Origin of the sequence: Photobacterium chitinilyticum, assembly GCF_004104355.1 — a bacterium.
Classification (GTDB): domain Bacteria; phylum Pseudomonadota; class Gammaproteobacteria; order Enterobacterales; family Vibrionaceae; genus Photobacterium; species Photobacterium chitinilyticum.
The window spans coordinates 13,970-36,246 of sequence record NZ_RJLM01000022.1 but is presented as its reverse complement, the minus strand read 5'-3'; the positions used below and the strand labels follow the sequence as shown (position 1 = coordinate 36,246).

21 protein-coding genes, 1 rRNA gene and 1 other annotated feature are annotated in these 22,277 nt (G+C 47.5%); of the genes, 7 read left to right on the top strand and 15 right to left on the bottom strand.

What is annotated here, in order from left to right:
• The 6 genes from EDI28_RS24555 to rluD all read right to left on the bottom strand — a co-directional run.
• Positions 1-133, bottom strand: a 16S ribosomal RNA gene (locus EDI28_RS24555); the annotation flags it as partial.
• A 381-nt stretch (positions 134-514) separates the two neighbouring features.
• Entirely contained in the window at positions 515-1,183 is a 669-nt protein-coding gene (locus EDI28_RS24550; protein WP_128786496.1) for a tellurite resistance TerB family protein, read from the bottom strand.
• A gap of 317 nt (positions 1,184-1,500) precedes the next feature.
• Positions 1,501-1,878, bottom strand: coding sequence for a hypothetical protein (locus tag EDI28_RS24545; RefSeq protein WP_128786495.1), 378 nt, complete (start codon positions 1,876-1,878; stop codon positions 1,501-1,503).
• Positions 1,879-2,167: 289 nt separating this feature from the next.
• Positions 2,168-4,741: an ATP-dependent chaperone ClpB gene (gene clpB / locus EDI28_RS24540; RefSeq protein ID WP_128786494.1), complete on the bottom strand. Its 2,574-nt coding sequence runs from the start codon at positions 4,739-4,741 to the stop codon at positions 2,168-2,170.
• Positions 4,742-5,088: 347 nt separating this feature from the next.
• Positions 5,089-5,820 carry a peptidoglycan editing factor PgeF gene (gene pgeF, locus EDI28_RS24535; protein ID WP_128786493.1) on the bottom strand — a complete coding sequence of 244 codons (732 nt, stop codon included), beginning with the start codon at positions 5,818-5,820 and terminating at the stop codon, positions 5,089-5,091.
• Between the two features lies 1 nt (position 5,821).
• A complete protein-coding gene (rluD, locus tag EDI28_RS24530; protein ID WP_128786492.1) occupies positions 5,822-6,796 on the bottom strand; it encodes a 23S rRNA pseudouridine(1911/1915/1917) synthase RluD in 975 nt (324 codons plus the stop codon).
• A gap of 140 nt (positions 6,797-6,936) precedes the next feature.
• Here rluD and bamD point away from each other — a divergent pair, with 140 nt between their 5' ends.
• The 3 genes from bamD (at position 6,937) to pheA (ending at position 9,898) form a co-directional block, all read left to right on the top strand.
• Complete coding sequence (gene bamD / locus EDI28_RS24525; RefSeq protein ID WP_128786491.1) at positions 6,937-7,662, top strand: outer membrane protein assembly factor BamD; 726 nt, start codon at positions 6,937-6,939, stop codon at positions 7,660-7,662.
• Between the two features lie 397 nt (positions 7,663-8,059).
• Positions 8,060-8,407, top strand: coding sequence for a ribosome hibernation-promoting factor, HPF/YfiA family (gene hpf, locus EDI28_RS24520; RefSeq protein ID WP_075763059.1), 348 nt, complete (start codon positions 8,060-8,062; stop codon positions 8,405-8,407).
• Between the two features lie 161 nt (positions 8,408-8,568).
• Positions 8,569-8,691 (top strand) — a sequence feature (Phe leader region).
• A 28-nt stretch (positions 8,692-8,719) separates the two neighbouring features.
• Entirely contained in the window at positions 8,720-9,898 is a 1,179-nt protein-coding gene (gene pheA / locus EDI28_RS24515; protein WP_128786490.1) for a prephenate dehydratase, read from the top strand.
• Between the two features lie 330 nt (positions 9,899-10,228).
• On the opposite strand, the gene tyrA is transcribed toward pheA, so the two are convergent.
• Together tyrA and EDI28_RS24505 are read right to left on the bottom strand one after the other, a co-directional pair.
• Positions 10,229-11,356 carry a bifunctional chorismate mutase/prephenate dehydrogenase gene (tyrA, locus tag EDI28_RS24510; protein ID WP_128786489.1) on the bottom strand — a complete coding sequence of 376 codons (1,128 nt, stop codon included), beginning with the start codon at positions 11,354-11,356 and terminating at the stop codon, positions 10,229-10,231.
• Between the two features lie 153 nt (positions 11,357-11,509).
• Positions 11,510-12,577: a 3-deoxy-7-phosphoheptulonate synthase gene (locus tag EDI28_RS24505; RefSeq protein WP_128786488.1), complete on the bottom strand. Its 1,068-nt coding sequence runs from the start codon at positions 12,575-12,577 to the stop codon at positions 11,510-11,512.
• Positions 12,578-12,799: 222 nt separating this feature from the next.
• On the opposite strand from EDI28_RS24505, the gene EDI28_RS24500 reads away from it, so the two are divergent.
• On the top strand, positions 12,800-14,515 hold the full coding sequence (locus EDI28_RS24500; protein ID WP_128786497.1) for a sensor histidine kinase: 1,716 nt from the start codon (positions 12,800-12,802) through the stop codon (positions 14,513-14,515).
• Positions 14,512-15,225, top strand: coding sequence for a two-component system response regulator BtsR (gene btsR / locus EDI28_RS24495; RefSeq protein WP_128786487.1), 714 nt, complete (start codon positions 14,512-14,514; stop codon positions 15,223-15,225). The genes EDI28_RS24500 and btsR overlap by 4 nt, the downstream gene beginning before the upstream one ends.
• Positions 15,226-15,260: 35 nt before the next feature.
• Here btsR and EDI28_RS24490 read toward each other — a convergent pair whose 3' ends face one another.
• Entirely contained in the window at positions 15,261-15,659 is a 399-nt protein-coding gene (locus tag EDI28_RS24490; protein ID WP_128786486.1) for a DUF2799 domain-containing protein, read from the bottom strand.
• Positions 15,660-15,988: 329 nt separating this feature from the next.
• Here EDI28_RS24490 and EDI28_RS24485 point away from each other — a divergent pair, with 329 nt between their 5' ends.
• Positions 15,989-17,473 (top strand): carbon starvation CstA family protein, encoded by a 1,485-nt coding sequence (locus EDI28_RS24485; protein ID WP_128786485.1) that lies wholly within the window; start codon positions 15,989-15,991, stop codon positions 17,471-17,473.
• On the opposite strand, the gene EDI28_RS24480 is transcribed toward EDI28_RS24485, so the two are convergent.
• From EDI28_RS24480 to ffh, 6 genes are all read right to left on the bottom strand, one after another.
• Positions 17,448-17,678 carry a hypothetical protein gene (locus EDI28_RS24480; protein ID WP_128786484.1) on the bottom strand — a complete coding sequence of 77 codons (231 nt, stop codon included), beginning with the start codon at positions 17,676-17,678 and terminating at the stop codon, positions 17,448-17,450. The two genes, EDI28_RS24485 and EDI28_RS24480, sit on opposite strands and share 26 nt — an antisense overlap.
• A 10-nt stretch (positions 17,679-17,688) precedes the next feature.
• Positions 17,689-18,042: a 50S ribosomal protein L19 gene (rplS, locus tag EDI28_RS24475; RefSeq protein WP_128786483.1), complete on the bottom strand. Its 354-nt coding sequence runs from the start codon at positions 18,040-18,042 to the stop codon at positions 17,689-17,691.
• A gap of 34 nt (positions 18,043-18,076) precedes the next feature.
• A complete protein-coding gene (gene trmD / locus EDI28_RS24470) occupies positions 18,077-18,823 on the bottom strand; it encodes a tRNA (guanosine(37)-N1)-methyltransferase TrmD (RefSeq protein ID WP_128786482.1) in 747 nt (248 codons plus the stop codon).
• 22 nt (positions 18,824-18,845) lie between these two features.
• Positions 18,846-19,379 (bottom strand): ribosome maturation factor RimM, encoded by a 534-nt coding sequence (rimM, locus tag EDI28_RS24465; RefSeq protein WP_128786481.1) that lies wholly within the window; start codon positions 19,377-19,379, stop codon positions 18,846-18,848.
• Between the two features lie 29 nt (positions 19,380-19,408).
• Positions 19,409-19,660, bottom strand: coding sequence for a 30S ribosomal protein S16 (gene rpsP, locus EDI28_RS24460; RefSeq protein ID WP_006232610.1), 252 nt, complete (start codon positions 19,658-19,660; stop codon positions 19,409-19,411).
• A 176-nt stretch (positions 19,661-19,836) separates the two neighbouring features.
• On the bottom strand, positions 19,837-21,204 hold the full coding sequence (gene ffh / locus EDI28_RS24455; RefSeq protein ID WP_128786480.1) for a signal recognition particle protein: 1,368 nt from the start codon (positions 21,202-21,204) through the stop codon (positions 19,837-19,839).
• A 212-nt stretch (positions 21,205-21,416) separates the two neighbouring features.
• Between ffh and EDI28_RS24450 the strand changes: the two genes are divergently transcribed.
• A complete protein-coding gene (locus EDI28_RS24450; protein ID WP_128786479.1) occupies positions 21,417-22,214 on the top strand; it encodes a cytochrome C assembly family protein in 798 nt (265 codons plus the stop codon).
• Positions 22,215-22,277 lie beyond the last annotated feature (63 nt).

The window sequence follows — 22,277 nt, the reverse complement described above, 5'->3', positions numbered from 1 at the left end:
GCATTACTCACCCGTCCGCCGCTCGCCGCCCAATAACGCACCCGAAGGATTGTTACTGTCGCTGCCGCTCGACTTGCATGTGTTAGGCCTGCCGCCAGCGTTCAATCTGAGCCATGATCAAACTCTTCAATTAAAGTTTTGTTGTTCCGTAAGGAACGGCTCAATGAATACTGATTGAACATCGATAACTAGAAGCTAGTCATGATATTCGAATTGACTGTGCCAAAATAACTTGCGCTATTTTGTATTGGTCACTCAGCTCATTGATAAATCTTTCGACTTAACTCTTTCACGAGTGCCCACACAGATTGCATGGTCAAATTGTTAAAGAACAAACTGACAAATCGTTGCTGGCTTAGCGTCGCGCTCCGTGTCAGTGAGGTCGCATTATAGAGAGTTCGATCACATTGGCAAGGGGCTTTTTGAAATAAATCCCCAAAAACCGCCCAACCGAACAGTTCTCAGGCGATTACAGCAAGGACGCACAAAAAACAAGCCAACCTTACTTGCCGGATTATAGATTCGCTTGTTCTTGTATACGTAAAATCAAATCCTGTGGTAACGAAAGTGCACTCGCCAGTTGGTCTAGGTAGGCTTTTTCAAGAAAATGATCAACATCAATAGCCAGTAGTGAGACTAAATACACTTCAGACGCCTGTTCAAGATTCTTTACTTCCGAGGCAATCACCTGTGGATCAAGTGGTTCATTAATCCAGCGGTGAATTAACACTTCGACATCTTGACCAATGTTCTGCTGTTGCAGCCACTCCGCAATAGCTTGTTTTTCATTACTATCAATATGCCCATCCGCTTTTGCTGCAAATACCATGGCTTTTATCAGTAACAAAGGCTCAACTCGCGAGGCATGATTATATGATAACGGCTCTAACGAACGGCTTTCATCCACGTTTAAGGTTGACTTCAATTCACGCCCCTCATCCTGCTTCCATTTTTTATACGCTTGATAGGCGAATGTTCCGACGACTGCCGTCCCTCCAACCATCGCAGCCTTTTTACCGTACTTAGTCGCTAGCTTACGGCTCTTCTTATTACCTAGTACCGCCCCCATTAACCCACCAGCGGCTGCGCCTTTTAACAGGTCAGCCTTTCCAGATGAAGACTTAGAAGAGCTATCAACATATTTACTGGCTTGACTTAGCAATTGATCCATTAGGCTTTTCATAGGTTCTCCTTACTATTTACAAACGCCACAGTTCATTCCCACCAATAAATAGACAATGGCAACATTGTGATGAAAAAAGCATTGATAGATGTTTAGAAAGAAGAAGTAGATTAGCGCAATGAAAATGAATCGAATATGAACCTTGGGTAAAGCAAGGTAAAAGAACGTAAAGCCGAGCCAACCCAGTCTAACGATGCATGAATAAGATCGTTGTTCGGAGAAGGCTCTATATCAGAAGTAACAGTGCTCGTCGTAGCATGAGGGGAACGCTTACCGCACCAAACTCATTGAGCGTACTTATCCTTAATAATTAAACATTACGAGTGGCATTGTGAAATATCAATAGAGATATGCCCTTTACTGTTCATCAACTGGGTGATGGCTTCATAGGTTCCTGAATACTCAGCACTCAGTGTAATCACTAACTTTTCCTCACTGTCAGGATCTGAATAATAAGAAAGGCTTGCATTGATTGGCGACCTTTCTTCAAAGGCACCACCAGCCATGATTCCCCTTAAATAATCAACTTTTTGTTTAATAATTTGCCCTGCACTCGAACCTTTCGCATAGTCTTCCACATAAACTAACGTTACATGCGCACTCGACGCTAAATCACAGTTCGCAGTCCAGCCTGTTGCCGGCAACATCCCCAAAACAGTGATTAAGCAGCATAGCCACTTACCAATCTGACTCATTAACCATTCCTTCAGAACTTGCAATTTTGTCTGCGATATAAGAATGGGGAAAGTGTCTGGGGTTTCATCATTTTACAAAAGGGCTAGTTAGTATTATTGCGAGATGACTCCCCCCCTCTTTGAGCCCGGCATGAAAGGTTTCATGTAAAATGCCTCGCACATAATATTTCACCAAAAGACGAATAAAGTATGCGTCGCTGAAATGGCCTGCAACGAAAAAGCCCTCGCTTTAGCATAAAGCGAGAGCTTTAGATCTCAGTAAAGTTCGGCGTCAATCAAGCCAGCAAAATTATTGCTTAGCAACAATCTGCTCATTTTCAGCTAAGATACTGATCTCTTTTCCCGTTACAAACTTGCCGGACAAAATATCTTGGGCCAGTGGATTCTCGATATAATGCTGAATTGCACGCTTCAAAGGCCTTGCCCCATACACCGGATCAAAACCAGCCTGAGCGATCATTTCCAACGCACTTTCTTGCAGCACAAGTTGATAGTCTTTCTCTTCCAGCCGCTTGATCAACCGAGTGATCTGAATACTTGCGATACTCTTAATATGCTCTTCACCCAGAGGATGGAATACAACCGTTTCGTCAACACGGTTAATGAACTCAGGACGAAAGTGATGACCGACCACTTCCATTACCGTTGTTTTAATCCCTTCATAGTCAAGCTCACCAAAATGCTCCTGAATACGGTCTGAGCCCAAGTTGGATGTCATGATGATAACGCTATTTCGAAAATCAACAGTTCTACCCTGACCATCAGTTAAACGACCATCATCAAGCACCTGAAGCAGAATATTGAACACATCGGGATGAGCCTTCTCTACCTCGTCAAGCAAAATCACAGAATACGGTCGGCGACGAATGGCTTCCGTCAGATAACCGCCCTCTTCATAGCCAACATAGCCTGGAGGCGCTCCCACCAAGCGAGCCACAGAATGTTTCTCCATAAACTCGGACATATCAATCCGCACCATGGCATCTTCACTGTCAAACATAAAGTGAGCCAGTGATTTACACAATTCGGTTTTACCAACCCCGGTAGGGCCTAGGAATAAGAAAGAACCGATCGGACGATTCGGATCAGAAAGCCCGGCACGACTTCGGCGAATAGCATTAGCTACGGCTTCTACTGCCTCGTCCTGACCAATGACTCGCTTGTGTAATGCCAGTTCCATTCTAAGTAGCTTGTCACGCTCACCTTCGAGCATCTTGGCAACCGGGATGCCAGTCTGACGCGATAACACCTCGGCAATTTCCGCATCGGTAACCTTGTTCTTCAACAAGCTCATCTCCTGCATTTCAGCCTGGGCAGCGAGATCCAACTGCTTTTCTAATTCAGGAATTTTACCGTACTGAAGTTCTGACATTCGGTTAAGATCACCGGCTCGGCGGGCAACCTCCATATCATTACGCGCCTGCTCAAGTTCGGTTTTGATATACTGAGTACCAGATAACGCCGCCTTCTCCGCATTCCACACTTCTTCTAGTTCAGCGTACTCGCGCTCTTTGCTGTCTAGCTCTTCACACAGATCCTTTAGACGCTTCTGGCTTGCATCATCACTCTCTTTGACCAACGCCTGTTGCTCAATTTTGAGCTGGATAATACGACGTTCGAGGCGATCCAATGATTCAGGCTTAGAATCAATCTGCATGCGAATACTGGACGCCGCCTCATCAATTAAGTCGATCGCCTTATCGGGCAGTTGCCTGTCTGAAATATAGCGATGGGATAACTTGGCTGCTGCTACAATTGCAGGATCAGTAATTTCGACATGATGATGAAGTTCATAACGTTCTTTTAGGCCACGCAAAATAGCAACGGTATCCTCGACAGTGGGCTCTTCCACCAGCACTTTCTGAAAACGGCGCTCTAACGCTGCATCTTTTTCAATGTACTGACGATACTCATCCAGAGTCGTTGCTCCAACACAATGCAGCTCGCCGCGGGCCAAGGCAGGTTTAAGCATATTGCCGGCATCCATCGAGCCTTCACCTTTACCTGCCCCAACCATGGTATGAAGTTCATCAATAAATAAAATGATGTTACCTTCTTCTTGCGACAGTTCATTCAGTACCGACTTAAGACGCTCTTCAAACTCACCGCGATACTTTGCACCAGCTATCAACGCCCCCATATCTAGAGATAGAACACGTTTATGACGAAGGCCCTCCGGTACTTCTCCGTTAATAATGCGCTGCGCCAACCCTTCAACAATAGCGGTTTTACCGACTCCAGGTTCACCAATAATTACCGGATTATTTTTGGTGCGGCGCTGAAGTACCTGGATAGTCCGTCGAATTTCATCATCACGGCCAATCACGGGATCAAGCTTGCCCTGCTCAGCCCGTTCAGTCAGATCGATGGTGAATTTTTCCAGGGCCTGACGATTTTCTTCGGCATTAGGATCATCGACCTTCTGACCACCGCGTACCTGCTCAATCGCTTTTTCAATCTTCTCTGCTGTCAGCCCTTTTTGTTTCAACAACTGACCCAACGGCCCCTTGTCATCAACCGCAGCCAGAATAAAAAGTTCTGAAGAAATGAATTTGTCTTTACGCTTTTGGGCCAGCTTATCGCACATATTCAGAATCATGCCCATACCATGGGACAACTGGACATCACCACCAATACCACTAACTTTTGGCAAATGATCCAATAACTCAGATAGGCTGGAGCGTAATTGGGAAATATCGACATTCAGCATCGTCAGCAGCGGACGAATTGTACTGCCATCCTGATTAAGTAACGCCACCATAAGGTGGGTCGGTTCGATATACTGATGGTCTCGCCCTAAAGCCAGCGACTGAGCATCAGATATCGCCATTTGGAACTTGCTGGTAAATCGGTCAAGACGCATAAGTCCTCCACATATCATCCTTCCTCTCGATAGATATGGTGGTACACAAAACACTTTTCAACCAATGATTAATTAGATTATTTCCCACAGCACACGGGCGCTCACGAATAGTCGTGTTGCAGGCAAAGCTCTCTTGGTAGAACTTTTATGGCTCAAACATCGGCTTTAACTGAACGCCACTCCAGCAGGTAACGTAATTATCATCCAAAATGCGATGCTACGTACCGCCAGCTATAACGGCATTGTACTACTGCAAACACTGTCAATCGACCTTTCTTCCGATACCAAAAACCCCCGTATCGCTACGAGGGCTTTGCAATCTATCTTTAGCTATTCGTTACCTTGAGTTATTCGGTTTCAATCCAAATCAGGGATGCCTGTCTGCCTGTCACCCCATCTCTTCGGTACGAATAAAAACGGTCCGGGTTGCTGAATGTACAGTATTCACCACCATAGATCTTAGTAACACCAAAGCGCTGCAGCCGTTGGCGTGCCAACAGGTACAGATCGGCAAGCCATTTATCACCATGTGACTTAAATGCCTGCTCAGCCTGTGGCTGACTCGCAAGAAACTGTTCCCGTACTTCGCTTCCCACTTCAAAAGCACCAGACCCAATAGCTGGTCCAAGCCACGCAAGGATCTGATCAGCTGGTACGGTGAACTTATCCAGTGCGGCCTCGATGATACCATCTACGGTACCGCGCCAACCTGCATGCACTGCCGCAACCTGGTTGCCTCCGGTATCACAAAGCAATACAGGCAAACAGTCTGCAGTCATCACGGTACAAGCTATACCCGAAATCTGGGTATAGCTACCGTCAGCATCGGGAACGGCCGTTAGCGGTGCATTCAGCTCAAGAACCCTGGTACTGTGAATTTGGTTAAGCCACGCTGGCGGCTCCACTAATCTCAGTTCCTGCTGTAACTGCGCACGATTACGCTGAACATGTTCTTTGTTGTCTCCGACATGCAAGCCTAAGTTCAGCCCCAGATAAGCCTGTTGACTTACCCCTCCCAAACGGGTAGTCGAGACTGCCTTGATATTGGCAGGTGCTGGCCAGTCAGGGACAATGAACATTTTAGTAATCGTCCTCGGGATTTTCTTCTTTGTCTTTACGCAGAATGTTAATCATTGCAACCATATCAATCGGAAGCGGCGCATGCCATTCCATCAACTCACCCGTGATAGGATGATCAAGTCGCAGCATTCGCGCATGCAAGGCCTGACGGTCAAAAGCACGTAATGCCTGGATCAGCTCATCTGATGCATGGCGAGGCGGACGCGGACGACCACCATATATCGCATCACCCACCAATGGGTGAGCCAAGTAGGACATATGAACGCGGATCTGGTGAGTTCGTCCTGTTTCAAGACGAAGCACAATGCGTGTGTGTTCACGAAAATGTTCTGCGACACGATAGTGTGTAATGGCCGGCTTGCCCAATTCATGAACCGCCATACAAATACGCTTGGTCGAATGACGGCCAATCGGCTTCTCTACCGTTCCGCCTCCGGTCATTTTACCCATCGCAATCGCTTCATATTCACGGGTGATTTTGCGCTTTTGCAACGCACGAACCAAACGTGTCTGAGCCTGAATCGTTTTCGCGACGACCATAAGGCCAGTCGTATCTTTATCCAGACGATGAACAATACCTGCACGAGGTACTTCTGCCAACTCAGGACAACGATGCAACAGTGCATTCAATACGGTTCCGTCGGGAGTCCCAGCCCCTGGATGGACAACAAAATCACGCGGCTTGTTGATCACCAGGATATGTTCATCTTCATAGACAATATCAAGCGGGATATCTTGGGCTTCCCAGCGAACTTCATCTTCGACTTCTGCCTGGACAAAGAGCTCTTCACCACCCATCATTTTTGCACGGGGCTTGTTAACAACGGTGCCGTTAACTGAAACCATGCCATTCAAAATCCATTCTTTTATCCGCGAACGCGAATAATCTGGATATAATTCAGCAAGAACCTGATCAAGTCTAAGACCTAGCTGGCTCTCATTTACTGTATTTGTTAACTCAATTTGCTGTGCCATAGCGAACTTTTTCAAAAAGCGTGGGACTAAACGTCAAACGCTGCGTAAAATAACATAATAGTGTCATTGTATCTGTTAACGGCTCTGTCCGTAATGGATCCACAGAAATAAAATTTTTTATCAAGGAAACAGACACCGCAATGAAACGCCTGACAATTACGACTTTTCTTGCCGTTGCCATTCTTTCAGGCTGTTCAAGCACTGAAGAAGTAGTGCCAGATGTACCACCATCAGAGCTGTATACTACCGCTCAACAAGCACTACAGAGTGGGAGCTGGATAACAGCCATCGAGCAACTGGAAGCACTGGACTCACGCTATCCGTTTGGTGCCTACTCAGAGCAAGTACAGCTTGATTTGATCTATGCCTATTATAAAAATGATGATTTAGCGCTTGGTGAAGCAACGATTGATCGCTTTAACCGCCTGAATCCTGCTCATGAAAAAGCAGACTGGGTATTATATATGCGCGGTCTGACTAACATGGCACAGGATCGCAGCTTTATGCATGATTTATTTAGCATCGATCGCCACGATCGGGATCCGGAACCATCACGTAAGGCATTTAGAGACTTCAAGCGGTTACTTGAACGCTATCCTAATAGCCATTATGCCGGTGATGCAAAAGCGCGAATGACTTACCTAAAAAACCGATTGGCGGACTATGAGCTAGCAACGGCCGATTTTTATATTCGCCGCGAAGCATGGGTTGCCGCGATTAACCGTGCGCAGCTTATTCAGCGCCATTACCCAGACACTCAAGCAGCCCGCCAGTCACTAGAATTAATGCTTGTGGCTTACGATAAACTGGGCTTGCAAGAGCCGCTTGAGCATACCCAAAAGCTTATTGCCCTCAACCCACAATAAGCAAAAACAATAGCTCGAACAAAAACAGCAGCCCTTGGGCTGCTGTTTTATTATGTTCGATTTAATTCGCATCTGCTTTCGGTACCAGGGTCAGCCCTCTCACTTAACCAACATTAAATCAAAGTGAGTAATTATCACCCAAACCATTGTTATAGCTCGAATTAAAGCCCTAGTTAGCACCAGCCACCAGCGTTTCTTATATCCCCATACTGCCCTAATTAATTCACTCTCGACAAGTACTTTCGTCAAACTTTTTTGCAACAAGCCAAGGCGGATCACAGAACTTTTCTGGATATTACCGCATGAAGCCAAACGTGATCCACATCACATTACCAGGCCGTAATTTTAGTAATCTGAAGTTAACCCAACGAAGGGTAGCAAAAGAGGAAAGATAATTATGACAGTAAACATCACCGGCAAAAACCTTGATATCACCCCTGCTATCCGCGAACGCATTGAGTTTAAATTCAAGAAGTTAGAGAAGTACCAAGTTCCACTAATCAGTAAAAATGCGGCCATCAGTACAGAGCCAGGCAAACAATTCAAGATTGAAGCATCTGCTGCCATTCCAGGAGGTCAACTAGTCGCCTCAGCAGAGCATGATGATATGTACGGTGCCATTACTGAAGTATACCAAAAGCTGGAACGCCAACTGAAGAAACAAGCTCATAAGCCAACAGCGCGTCGCGCTAGCCATAGCAGCAAGCCCGGGGTTGAAGAAACAGAAGAAGAAGCTGAAGCATAATTATTAAGAGGATTACAGCGTTGTTTACCTTCTAGCATCAGAAGGTAAACAACCCCAAGCAGCCCTGCCTATGCAGGGCTGTTTACATTCTGCTTGACAAGCCCTTACCACCTGAATAATGTTGAATCATCCTCATCACAACATACACTGTTATTAGCAATGCGATTACTTAACCTGTTTTTCTTTAGCTTCTTTTTTATGTCACCTTAATGGGGGCTATTCGTTATGCAAGAAATAAGCTAAAGACGAACAGACAGCCTCCTTCTCCAAGGAGGCTTTTTTGTATCAGTTGCAGACAGACAGGGACTCATAATGACAGAGCAACAGTATTCGCTGGACGACATCAGAAAGAATGTCAGCCGCATAGACAACGAAATTATCAAACTGCTGGCAGAACGCCGCCAGTTAAGCCTCGAAGTTGCTAAAAGCAAAATCCAGACAGCCAAGCCTGTACGCGATCAAGGCCGGGAACAAGAACTATTGTTACGACTGATCGATACAGGTAAAAGCAAGCAACTCGATGCCCAGTATATTACCCAGATCTTCCACACGATTATCGAAGACTCAGTCTTGTTTCAGCAAGCGTATCTACAAAAATTGACCAACCCTGAAAGCCTGCAGCCTGTCGCTCGTGTATCATTTCTCGGTGCCAAAGGCTCATATTCAAACCTTGCCAGCCGCAACTACTTCAGCAGAAAACAAACCAAACTGGTCGAGATCAGTTGTTCAACCTTTCGTGACGTATTAAGCGTGGTTGAAACAGGGAATGCCGATTATGGTGTTCTGCCGATTGAAAACACCAGCTCTGGCTCTATCAATGAGGTTTATGATCTGCTGCAACACACCAGCCTGTCGATTGTCGGCGAGATCACCCAGCCGATCGAGCATTGTCTGTTAACTGCGGTCGATACGACCGTTGCTCAGATAGACACCCTCTATTCACACCCGCAGCCACATCAGCAATGTAGCGAATACTTACACTCGATGGGAAATATTAGCCAGGAGTACTGCTCAAGCACGGCCGAGGCTATGAAGATGGTCGCCGAACTGAAAAAGCCTAATGTTGCCGCTATCGGCAATGCTTCAAGCGGCGAGCTATATGGCTTGGCGCCTCTGAAAACGGATATTGCCAACCAACAGGAAAACTTTACTCGTTTTATCGTCGTTGCCCGCAAACCTGTGGAGGTCACCTCGCTAATCCCAGCCAAAACGACACTGATCATGTCCACAGCTCAAAAAGCGGGTTCACTGGTAGAATGCCTGCTAGTTCTGCGTACTCTCAACATCAATATGACCAAGCTGGAATCACGCCCAGTGATCGGTAACCCTTGGGAAGAGATGTTCTATGTCGATGTTGAAGTAAACCTGAAATCAGACGTGATGCAGGAAGCACTCGACGAGCTCACCCGGTTAACACGCTTTATTAAGGTACTAGGGTGCTACCCAAGCGAGAATGTTGTTCCAGTAGACCCATATGATGGTTCGTATTGATTAGGGGTATTGCGCGTCCTGAATAAAACCGCGCCTAGCGGTTATTCAAAGTAGGCTATCAACATTATAAAAAGGGTTATGACATTGGAGTTCTAGCCCAAATTTCGACAATAAAACTCGTATAGAACACTGTTGATAAAATCAACATAAAAATATACGAGTTTCTAATGTCGACTCTAGCGTCTTATAGTTAGTTACCTATTGATACCAATACCCCTAATGCTGCACGAAACATCACAGAGCGTGAAATACAAAAACGGCTTACCTATAGAGGTTCCAGCCTGATAAGGCGAAGTGTAATCCTCCACTTCACCTTTGAAGAGAAACCTTTTACTTCCTATGTGTTGAATCGTTCGCCTGTCTAAGCAATCCCTGGCTCTCGATTAAAAAATGCTGTGCATAGTCTCCAAACCAATGTTCGACTTGGCCAAAAGCCTGCTTAAAGGTTTGTTTGTCTTGGTTATCCAGCATTTCGATTGCTTCACCAAATCGCTGATGGAAACGCTTGATCATTGCCAGGTTCTGCGGCGAAGACATAATAATATCTGCGTATAACTGGGCATCCTGAGCAAACAGGCGCCCAACCATTGCCAGTTCCAGACGGTAGATCGGCGAGCTCAATGACAGCAACTGCTCTAGCTTCGGATCCTCTTCTGCCAGATGAAGACCGTATACAAAAGACGTAAAATGACGCAATGCCTGTATTAATGTCATCCCCTGATCATGCTCGATTGCGCTGATCCGGTTCAGGCTGGCTCCCCAAATCTGCAGTTGCTCCAACAGCCACTGGTAACTTTCTGGGTTACGGCCATCACAGTAAGCAATCACCTGTTTTGCCAGGCTGGTAATATCAGGCCCGAACATTGGGTGAAGACCGACGACCGGCCCATTGTGGGCTTCCAGCATTGCCTGGAGCGGACCGCTCTTAACCGAGGTCAAATCGGCTAAGATACAGTCTTCCGGCAAATGTCCCAGCTTGGCGATCACCGCTTCGGTCAAGTTGATCGGAACAGAGACAACCACCATACCGGCATCAGACAGAAACTCATCCGCACGATCCCAATCCTGGCTGCCAAGTTTGCGTACTTGATAACCGGACAATTCAAACAGGCGACAAAAAAGCCCCCCTAGCTGACCATAACCGCCCACAACCACAATCGGGCGTAACTCCGGCTTCAGGCATTTAAAGCCCGAGTCATTTTCACTGGTATAAGACTCCCGCATAGTGCGGCGAAGAATATCTTCAATAAGATCTGGCGGAACGCCTTTGCTTTCCGCTTCCTGACGACGTGAAGCCAGCATGGCAGCTTCACGATCCGGGGCATAAATCGGTAAACCATGTTGACTCTTAACATGCCCGACCTCTTCAACCAATGCCAGACGACGAGCAAGCAGCTCGACCATCTGCTGATCAACATCATCGATTTGATCTCGTAATTTACTTAGTTCAGCAACCATGATTGTGCGATCCGTATTAATTCTGCTCTTATTCCGCCTCAGTATTCTCATCAGCTTTTCAAAGACAGGTAACCGGTACAGCAGCCCTGTACCAGTTAGTCAAAATATGCTGATGAATAAACACCTTACCCTAAATATCATCGGCACTGTAGGTTAGTTTCGCTCAGCCAGAAATGGGGTCAACTCGCTATGTGAATGACGAAGCAATGTTTCAGTCGCTTCCCAGCTGATACAGGCATCAGTAATTGATACACCGTAAGCCATTTCTTCACGCGGCAGATCAGTGCTTTGGTTGCCTTCGTTCAGATGGCTTTCCAGCATCAAGCCTATAATCGACTGGTTGCCTTCGCGGATTTGATGGATCACATCTTCGGCCACCAGCGGCTGACGACGGTAGTCTTTCCTGGAGTTGGCGTGGCTACAGTCTATCATCAAGGACGGTGAAAGACCTGATGCTGTCATCTCGCTTTCACATTCAGTGACAGAAACGGAATCATAGTTGGTCTGCTTGCCACCACGCAGGATCACGTGACCATCAGGATTACCCTGAGTATTGAGCAGTGCAACCTGCCCCTCACGGTTAATCCCCATAAAACGGTGACCAGATGCAGCAGCTTGCATTGCGTTAATAGCCGTGCCTAAACTTCCGTCTGTCCCGTTTTTAAACCCAACAGGCATCGACAGGCCACTGGCCATTTCACGGTGAGTTTGAGATTCAGTTGTACGCGCACCAATCGCTGCCCAGCTGAACAAGTCTCCCAGGTACTGAGGACTAATAGGATCCAAGGCTTCGGTTGCCAGCGGGATCCCCATTTCAACTAGATCAATCAATAGCTGACGAGCAATATGCAGCCCTTCTTCTACTTCAAATGAACCGTCAAGATGCGGATCATTAATCAGGCCTTTCCATCCCACGGTGGTACGCGGCTTTTCAAAATACACCCTCATCACAATATAAAGCTGATCACTTAGCTCTTCTGACAGTTTCTTTAGCTTCACCGCGTAGCTTTTTGCGGCTTCAATATCGTGGATCGAGCACGGCCCGCACACAACCAGCAAGCGATGGTCACGCTTGTGGATGATATCGGCAATTGTCTTGCGAGATTGGCGAACAAAGTTCAGGCCTTCATCGCTGACAGACAGCTTGCTTCGTAGTTCTTTCGGTGTGATAAGGACAGATTCATCTTGAATATGGACGTTATTCAGCTGGTCTTTTTGCATATTGGCTTCCCTGTAATTATCAATAATCAACTAATTCTGATGAGGTTGAAACAGGATTGCCCTGCTACTTGGCATCACAATAGCAAGGGATTTCCACCCTTGGCAACACCGTGTAAAGAAAAAACACCAGTCGTAAATATAAATTTACAGTTAAGTGTTTTTGGCTATCGGCATCAAAGCCAGTTACCATAATTGCAATGCCCACTCGCACTATCTATGGCAATGGAACTTATATTTTCTCTTCTTCAGCAGCTCAGCGTGTACTTGGTTATTGCTTACCTGCTAAGCAAAACGCCGTTATTTATGCCTATAACAACAGTATCAGGACGATTGTCACAACGATTCTCGTGCTACATTCTGTTCACCCTCTTTTGTATTCTAGGCACTTACTTCGGACTTCACATAGAAGATGCCATTGCCAATACCCGGGCAATTGGTGCGGTGATGGGGGGACTGCTCGGTGGACCGCTTGTCGGTTTTGCCGTAGGACTCACCGGCGGTATGCATCGCTACAGCATGGGAGGCTTTACTGATGTCGCCTGCGCAATCTCCACAACAGTAGAGGGATTAATTGGCGGCCTGATGCATAGCTACTTTGTCCGCCGCGGACAAAGTGACCAGATATTTAAGCCATTCACCGTTTTTACCGTCACCCTAGTCGCTGAAATCGTCCAGATGTTCATTATCCTGATGGTCGCCGAGCCCTTCGACAAAGCTCTACACCTGGTCAGCGCCATTGCACTGCCAATGGTCATTGCTAACTCGGTCGGGGCCGGACTTTTTATGAGCATTATTCAGGATCGTAAAACCATCTATGAAAAATACTCTGCCGCCTTTTCCAGCCGGGCACTAAAAATAGCCCAACGCTCGGTCGGGATCATGAGCCAGGGATTCAATGAAGAAAGTACCAAGGAAATTGCCAAAATAGTGTATGAAGAAACCGGGGTTGGTGCCGTCGCGATCACCGATCGCGAGAAGATTCTAGCCTTCATCGGGATCGGAGACGATCACCACCTGCCGGGAACTCCGATTTCTTCAGGCTATACCCGCCGTGCTATCGACGGCTGCGAACTGGTTTATGCTGATGGCTACGATATCCCGTACTGCTGCTCGCTACACCAGAAATGCAGGCTCGGCTCTGCATTGGTGATCCCGCTCGTAGGGGGCAACAACGAAGTGCTCGGCACCATCAAGCTCTATGAGCCTAAACGCAAGCTGTTCTCGACCGTCAACCTGACTCTCGGCGAAGGGATCGCCAAACTGCTGTCAAACCAGATCCTGACTGGTCGCTATGCCCAGCAGCAGGCACTGCTAACCCAGGCAGAGCTACGTCTGCTACAGGCGCAGGTCAACCCGCACTTTCTGTTTAATGCCCTGAACACAATCAACGCCGTGGTACGTCGTGATCCGGACAAGGCCCGTCAGCTTATCCAGCACCTTTCCCAGTTTTTTCGCCGCAACCTGAAGCAGAATATTGAAACGGTGACGCTCGAAGAAGAGCTCCAGCATATCAATGCCTACCTCGAGATTGAGCTGGCCCGCTTTTCTGACCGGCTCAATGTCGATATCTGCGTGTCACCGGAACTGCTGAATATCAAACTGCCGACGTTTACCCTTCAGCCGCTGGTTGAAAATGCGATAAAGCATGGCACCTCCTCACTACTGGAAAATGGTAAAATAACGCTTCAGGGATACTGCAACAAAGGGTGCATCGTGCTTGAAGTCGAAGACAATGCAGGCAACTACGCCCCGATCGGCGAGGAAAGTGGACTCGGTATGAAGATTGTGGACAAGCGCCTGAAAAACATGTTTGGCAGACAATACGGACTAACGATGTCCTACCAGGCTAATGAATGGACCCGGGCAACAATAACGATCCCCGCAGACGCCCAGCAACCTATCCATACAAACGGAACGAATGGAGAAACAGCAGTATGATCAAGGCACTCGTTATTGACGATGAACTGTATGCTCGAGAAGAGCTCATCGACCTACTGCACGACACCGGTGAAGTGGACGTCATCGGCAGTTGCAATAACGCTATCGAAGGACTGAAAAAAATCAACACCCTGAAACCTGATGTTATTTTTCTCGATATTCAGATGCCGCAGATCACTGGCATTGAGATGCTCAGTATGCTCGATCCCGATACCATGCCCAAAGTGGTATTTGTCACCGCCTATGATGAGTACGCCCTCAAAGCCTTTGAAGACAACGCCTTTGATTACCTTCTTAAGCCTGTGGAAACCTGCCGCTTGGCAAAAACTATCAAGCGCCTGAAAAAAGAATGCCAGGAACAGGATTATTCACCGCTGGTAAGCGAAATGCTGGAACTGATCCCATGTTCTGGCCACAACAGGATCCTGCTCCTTGCGGCAGCCGACATCGAAACCGCCTATAGCGATCTCACCGGCGTGCACATTGTTACCAAAGATACCAAAGCTACTACCCAGCTGACACTGAAAGTACTGGAGGAAAAAACGCCGCTGATCCGCTGCCATCGCCAGTACCTAATCCACCCGCAGGCAATCCGCGAAATCAAGTTACTGGAAAACGGGTTGGCCGAGATCACCACCCAGTACGGCTATCAGATTCCCGTCAGCCGTCGATACCTCAAAGAGCTCAAGGATCGCTTCGGCCTGAACTAAAGTCGGCTCCTGCTGCCCCTTGCCTGGTGCGAGGGTCAGTAACCCGTCACACCATCAAACGCCATACTCCGATCGAACCCCTGCTGCCAGAACATCTTATACAACCCACCGTCTTCACGACGGAATTCGCATACGCCCCAATCCATTTTCCTTTCCGTTCCCTTTTGCCTCAGCTGCTCCAGGGTACAATATGACTCAAGCCCCTTCTGGTAGCCTCGCAGATATGCTTCATAATCCGGCAAAATATCTTCGCTCACTTTCAGGGTGTCCGCCTGCAAAGATTGCTCGGAATTGGCCTTTTCGCCCCACTTCCCCTTGTTATAGCCAAGTTGAAACCAATTCTCATCGGCAATCAGCGACTGGCTGGAAGTAAACACCGAACATCCAGCCAACAGCATAACCAATGCAACAGCTGTCACTATTCTATTCACCATACGATGTCTCCATTGATGACAGTTCTTTATTAACAATAAGTTAGAATACTTAACCTGTACTGAACCCACTATGGTCATTCCAGACATGCCTCGCAGAAGCTGATTTTCCCCAATGAATAATTGACTATTACCCAAAACCACTCAACCAACGCACCGACCGCTTACCCTGCCATAGAACCACTCACTGTATTACTCCGTGCATCTACTTCCCGACGCTTTAACATGGCAAGCAACAAAAGAAGTTTTGCGAGTGTTTGGCCGAGGGTGTAAAGGCGCGATAGTCGCAAAGCAATAAACTGGAAGTCCAATCAGAAAAGAGAGACAAGACTATGACCTGGTTCCTGATGTGTGTTGCTGCGCTCGTAGGCGGTTACTTTATCTACGGTGCATTTATCGAAAAGGTTTTTGGCATTAACGAAAATCGTCAAACCCCTGCCTATACCAAGCAAGACGGTGTTGACTATGTTCCGATGTCAAACAAGAAAGTTTATCTGGTTCAGCTGCTGAACATTGCCGGTGTCGGCCCGATTTTCGGTCCGATCATGGGTGCCCTGTACGGCCCGGCTGCAATGCTGTGGATTGTATTAGGCTGTATCTTTGCCGGTGCGGTTCATGACTATTTCTCGGGAATGCTATCCGTGCGTAACGGTGGCGCATCCGTGCCGACCATCACAGGCCGCTACCTGGGCAACGGTGCAAAACACTTTATGAATATTTTTGCCATCGTACTGTTGTTACTGGTTGGCGTCGTATTCGTATCGGCTCCTGCCGGCATGATCACTAACCTGGTCAACGAACAAACGGGGATGGGCATGTCGATGACGACGATGGTTGTTATCATCTTCGCCTACTACATCATCGCGACCATTGTTCCGGTTGATAAAATCATCGGCCGTTTCTACCCGCTGTTCGGTGCCCTGCTAATCTTCATGTCTGTCGGCCTTATCACTGCAATCGCCTTCTCAAGTGAGCACACGCTGCTTGGCGACTACGAGATGAGCCAGATGTTCACCAACATGAACCCGAATGATCTGCCACTATGGCCAGCCTTGTTTATCACCATTGCCTGTGGTGCTATCTCTGGCTTTCATGCAACTCAGTCACCACTCATGGCACGCTGCATGGAAAACGAGAAAAATGGCCGCTTCGTATTCTACGGAGCGATGATCGGTGAAGGTGTTATCGCCCTGATTTGGTGTGCACTGGCTCTGTCATTCTTCGGTTCAGTCGAAGGCCTGAAAGAAGCCGTTGCCAACGGTGGGCCGGGTAACGTGGTATACAGTTCATCAATTGGCCTGTTAGGCGTATTCGGCGGCATCGTTGCCTTCCTGGGTGTGGTTATCCTGCCGATAACATCGGGTGATACCGCATTCCGCTCAAGCCGCCTGATCCTGGCTGAATACTTCAACATGGAGCAGAAAACACTGCGCAACCGTCTGCTAATGGCTATCCCGCTATTCGTTCTCGGTGGGATTCTGACTCAAGTTGACTTCGGTATCATCTGGCGCTACTTCGGGTTTGCCAACCAAAGTACTGCGGTAATGATGCTGTGGACTGCTTCGGCCTACCTATTGCGTCACAACAAGCTACACTGGGTAACCACAGTTCCGGCGGTATTCATGACCACGGTATGTATTACCTTCATCCTGAATAACAGCCAACTTGGCTTCGGTTTGCCAATGACCGTTTCGACCATCGCCGGTATTGTCGGTGCCCTGAGCATCGCTGGCTATGTTATCAAGCGCTCAAAAGGCAAAGGCGAAACCGACCTTGCTGATGAAGAGGAAGCTAAAGGCGAGCTGGAGACGGTATAACGTTATTCTCTAACTCGTCATCCAATACGAAACCAGCCATTCGGCTGGTTTCTTTTTTCTGTTTATCTTCCTGTTTCATCACCCACCATTGCCAGCCCTTCACGGCAGGCTCTTTCATCCGGGAGTTAGAATCTAGGAACTCGCCCCTGATTTTCTCCCATAAAAAAAAGCCCACCTTGCGGTGGGCTTTTTCGATAAACGTCATACGTTTAAGATTACTTGCGAGCAAGTTTCTCTTTGATACGTGCTGCTTTACCAGAACGCTCACGTAGGTAGTACAGTTTGGCACGACGTACTAGACCACGACGCTTAACAGTAATGCTGTCAACAACTGGAGAGTGAGTTTGGAACGCACGCTCAACGCCTTCACCGTTAGAGATCTTACGAACAGTGAATGCAGAATGTAGACCACGGTTACGCTTAGCGATAACCACGCCTTCGAACGCCTGTAGACGCTCACGGTCACCTTCTTTTACTTTAACCTGAACAACAACAGTGTCGCCCGGTGCAAAAGTAGGTAGGTCTTGTTTAAGTTGCTCGTCTTCGAGCTGCTTGATGATGTTACTCATTGGTATACCCTAGAATAAACTGATACTAAATTAATTAATTGCTTGCTTTATTTTCGCGTATAAATTCCGCGAGCAAGAATTCCTGATCGTCAGTCAGAGCTAGGTTTTCCAGGAGCTCTGGTCTTCTCAGCCAAGTTCGGCCCAGCGATTGTTTCAATCGCCAGCGGCTAATGTCCTTGTGGTTGCCAGACAGCAAGACCTTAGGGACTTCCTGCCCGTCCAACATTTCAGGACGCGTATAATGCGGACAATCTAGCAGGCCATTTGCAAAAGAATCTTCTTCTGCTGACGCAAAGTCACCCAGTACACCCGGTACAAACCGGACAACTGCGTCAACTAACGTCATGGCAGGCAGTTCGCCCCCAGTCAGCACAAAATCCCCGATAGACCATTCTTCGTCTACCTCTTGTTGGATAATGCGCTCATCCACGCCTTCATAGCGGCCACAGATAAGAATCAGATTCTCGCTCTGTGCCAGCTCCTCAACACCAGCTTGATCAAGCTTACGGCCCTGAGGCGAAAGGTAGATAACTTTAGCCTGACCTTCAACGGACTGTTTGGCAGCATGAATAGCATCGCGCAAAGGCTGTACCATCATTAGCATGCCAGGTCCGCCACCATAAGGTCGATCATCAACCGTACGGTGTTTGTCATGGGTAAAATCGCGGGGATTCCACGTTTCTACCGACAAGAGGCCTTTTTTTACCGCCTGGCCTGTCACCCCAAAATTGGTAATGGCATTAAACATATCAGGAAACAGGCTGATTATGCCTACCTTCATTTGTTCACCTACTTACCGGGGTTTAAAATCCAGGATCCCAGTCAACTTCGATCCGCTGAGCAGTGCGATCAATAGACTTGATAACCTGCTCATCGAGGAACGGGATTAAGCGTTCCTTCTGTCCAAAAGCATCTTTCAGGTTAGCTTTCACAACTAATACATCGTTTGACCCTGTTTCCAGGATATCTGTTACTTTACCTAGGTCGTAACCTTCGGTTGTGAAAACAGACATGCCATACAATTCACGCCAGTAGAATTCTTCTCCTGACAGTGCGGGTAGTTGATCTGCATGCACAGCGACCTCAGCGTTAGTGAAAATTTGTGCATCCTCACGGATGTCCAAACCCTCTAACTTAGCCACCATTCCCTGACCATGCTTCTTCCAGGATTCAATCTGGATTGGCTTCCATTCACCCTTAACTTTAATAAGCCAAGGCTGATAGGCGAAAATACTTTCAGACTGTTCAGTGTAGGAAAAAACCTTGAGCCAACCCTTGATACCGTAGGTGGCACCCAGTTTACCGACAACAACTAAGTCTTGGTTTTGTGAGCTCATAGTTCTCTATCTCTACCTGATACGGCTAATTAAGCAGCTGCTTTAGCAGCGTCTTTGATTAGCTTAGCTGTGCGGTCAGACACAGTAGCGCCAAGACCAACCCAGTGATTAACACGGTCAAGGTCTAGACGTAGACGCTCTTCCTGACCCTTAGCTAGCGGGTTGAAGAAACCGATTTTTTCGATGTTACGACCGTCGCGTGCACAACGTGAATCAGCAACAACGATTTGGTAAAATGGACGCTTCTTAGCGCCGTGACGTGCCAAACGAATGGTAACCATATCGTCCTCTTTAGTTTTGCATTACTGTAAATAAATTGGCCCCGTCTAAAAAAAGCGGGGCCCGTGCCAAAATTTGAAGCCTCGGAATTTTACTCTTTGGGCTGATGAATGCAACCAATTTAGCTAATTTTTCACCAGTAAAGGAAAAATATCTCCGCGACTCAAGTGATTAATTGCTAGCGACCAGGGAACATGCCGCCACCAGGCATCATGCCTTTCATATTGCGCATCATGTTCTTCATCCCGCCCTTCTGCATTTTTTTCATCATCTTCTGCATTTGGGTAAACTGCTTAAGCAGACGGTTGACATCCTGCACCTGGGTGCCTGAACCCATCGCGATACGCTTCTTGCGCGAACCTTTGATGATTTCCGGACGCTGGCGCTCACCAGGCGTCATCGAGTTAATGATAGCTTCCATCTGGCCAAACATCTTGTCATCCACCTGATCTTTGACATTGTCAGGTAGCTGAGACATACCAGGGAGCTTATCCATCATCCCCATCATGCCGCCCATGTTTTTCATCTGCTTCAACTGACCGAGGAAATCTTCAAGATCGAAACCTTTCTTCTCTTTGAACTTCTTCGCCAGTTGCTCGGCTTGTTCTTTATCAACGTTACGCTCTAGATCTTCGATCAGAGACAATACGTCGCCCATGCCAAGAATACGGGAGGCAACACGATCAGGGTGGAAAGGTTCCAGCGCATCCGTTTTCTCACCAACACCCAGGAACTTAATTGGCTTGCCGGTAAGATGGCGAACAGACAGTGCCGCACCACCACGGGCATCACCATCAACCTTGGTCAGGATAACACCGGTCAGCGGTAACGTTTCATCAAAGGCTTTTGCAGTATTGGCCGCATCCTGACCCGTCATGGCATCAACCACAAACAGAGTTTCTACCGGATTAAGTACTTTATGAACGTCTTTGATCTCGCCCATCATTTCTTCATCGACATGCAGGCGACCCGCGGTATCGACAATCACCACGTCGTAGAACTTCAGCTTACCGTGCTCAAGTGCCGCTTTAGCAATATCCACCGGCTTTTGATCGACCGATGAAGGGAAGAAATCGATACCGATATCACTCGCAAGGGTTTCCAGCTGTTTAATCGCCGCCGGGCGATAAACATCGGCAGACACAACCAGCACTTTCTTCTTCTGGCGCTCTTTAAGCAGCTTACCCAGCTTACCGACACTGGTGGTTTTACCCGCCCCCTGCAGACCAGCCATCAAGATCACCGCCGGTGGCTGACAGCTCAGGTTCAAGTCTTCATTAGACTCGCCCATTACCGCTTCAAGCTCAGCCTGGACAATCTTGATAAATTCCTGACCCGGAGTCAGGCTTTTTGATACTTCGGTGCCGACGGCACGCTCTTTAACACGCTTAACAAAATCGCGGACCACTGGAAGCGCAACATCGGCTTCGAGTAACGCCATACGTACTTCACGCAACGTATCTTTGATGTTGTCGTCCGTCAGACGACCTCGGCCGCTGACATTCTTAAGCGTTCGCGATAAACGCTCCGATAAATTTTCGAACATGTGCTACTCGCTCGTTACGCAACAAAATCTGAGAGATCTGGCTAGTATACCGCATTCCTTCGCCTGCTTTCATGCTATCGCTGCTACTTTAAGGTCAGTTCTATATCGAACTGCGTCATGCCCCACAGATTCAGGTAGGCATTACATTGGCGGCGAGACATTGAGCAGGGTATAATTGCCGATTCTAACCATCTTAAATAGTTAAGTTTACTATGGATATGTTGATAGCCTTAATGGCTGCTTGCTTATATTTCCTTGCCCTCGGGCTAGTCGTGCCAGGGCTAACAAACAGTAATGGTATCAAAACCAAACCGGTATTCCTGTCTGCACTGGCAGCAATTACCTTACATATCCTGCTATTAAAAGACTTAATTCATGGTGGACCGGGCCAGAATTTGAGCATTTTGAATGTAGCCTCCATGATCAGCCTGATTATTGCCTTGCTGACCACGCTGGCGATGCTTCGGATAAGGGTCTGGTTTCTGCTACCGGTGGTATACAGTTTCGCTGCAATTAACTTATCCGCGGCGACCTTGCTTCCGGGTACCTTTATTACTCATCTTGAAGCACACCCGCAGGTGCTACTGCATATATCTCTGGCGCTATTTTCTTATTCCACTCTGATGATTGCCACCCTGTATGCCATTCAATTGGCATGGCTGGATCATAAGCTGAAAAATAAGAAGAGCCTACTGATTAACCCTAACATCCCCCCTTTAATGATGGTAGAGAGACAACTTTTCAAGATCATTTTGGTCGGAAACTCGCTACTGACCGTGACATTGATCACTGGTTTTATATTTATCCAGGATATGCTGGCTCAGGGAAAACTCCATAAGGCCGTACTTTCACTGCTAGCCTGGGGAGTCTACAGCGTATTGTTATGGGGGCATTATCAGCGAGGCTGGCGAGGACGCCGAGTCGTCTGGTTCAGCCTGATCGGAGCTTTCCTGCTGACCCTGGCTTATTTCGGCAGTCGCTTTGTTAAAGAAATCATTATTGGGGCATAAGAAAGTGCCCCTTTTATTACCATACTAATATTGACACCTACCCACTCTGGGTACAAAGTTCTT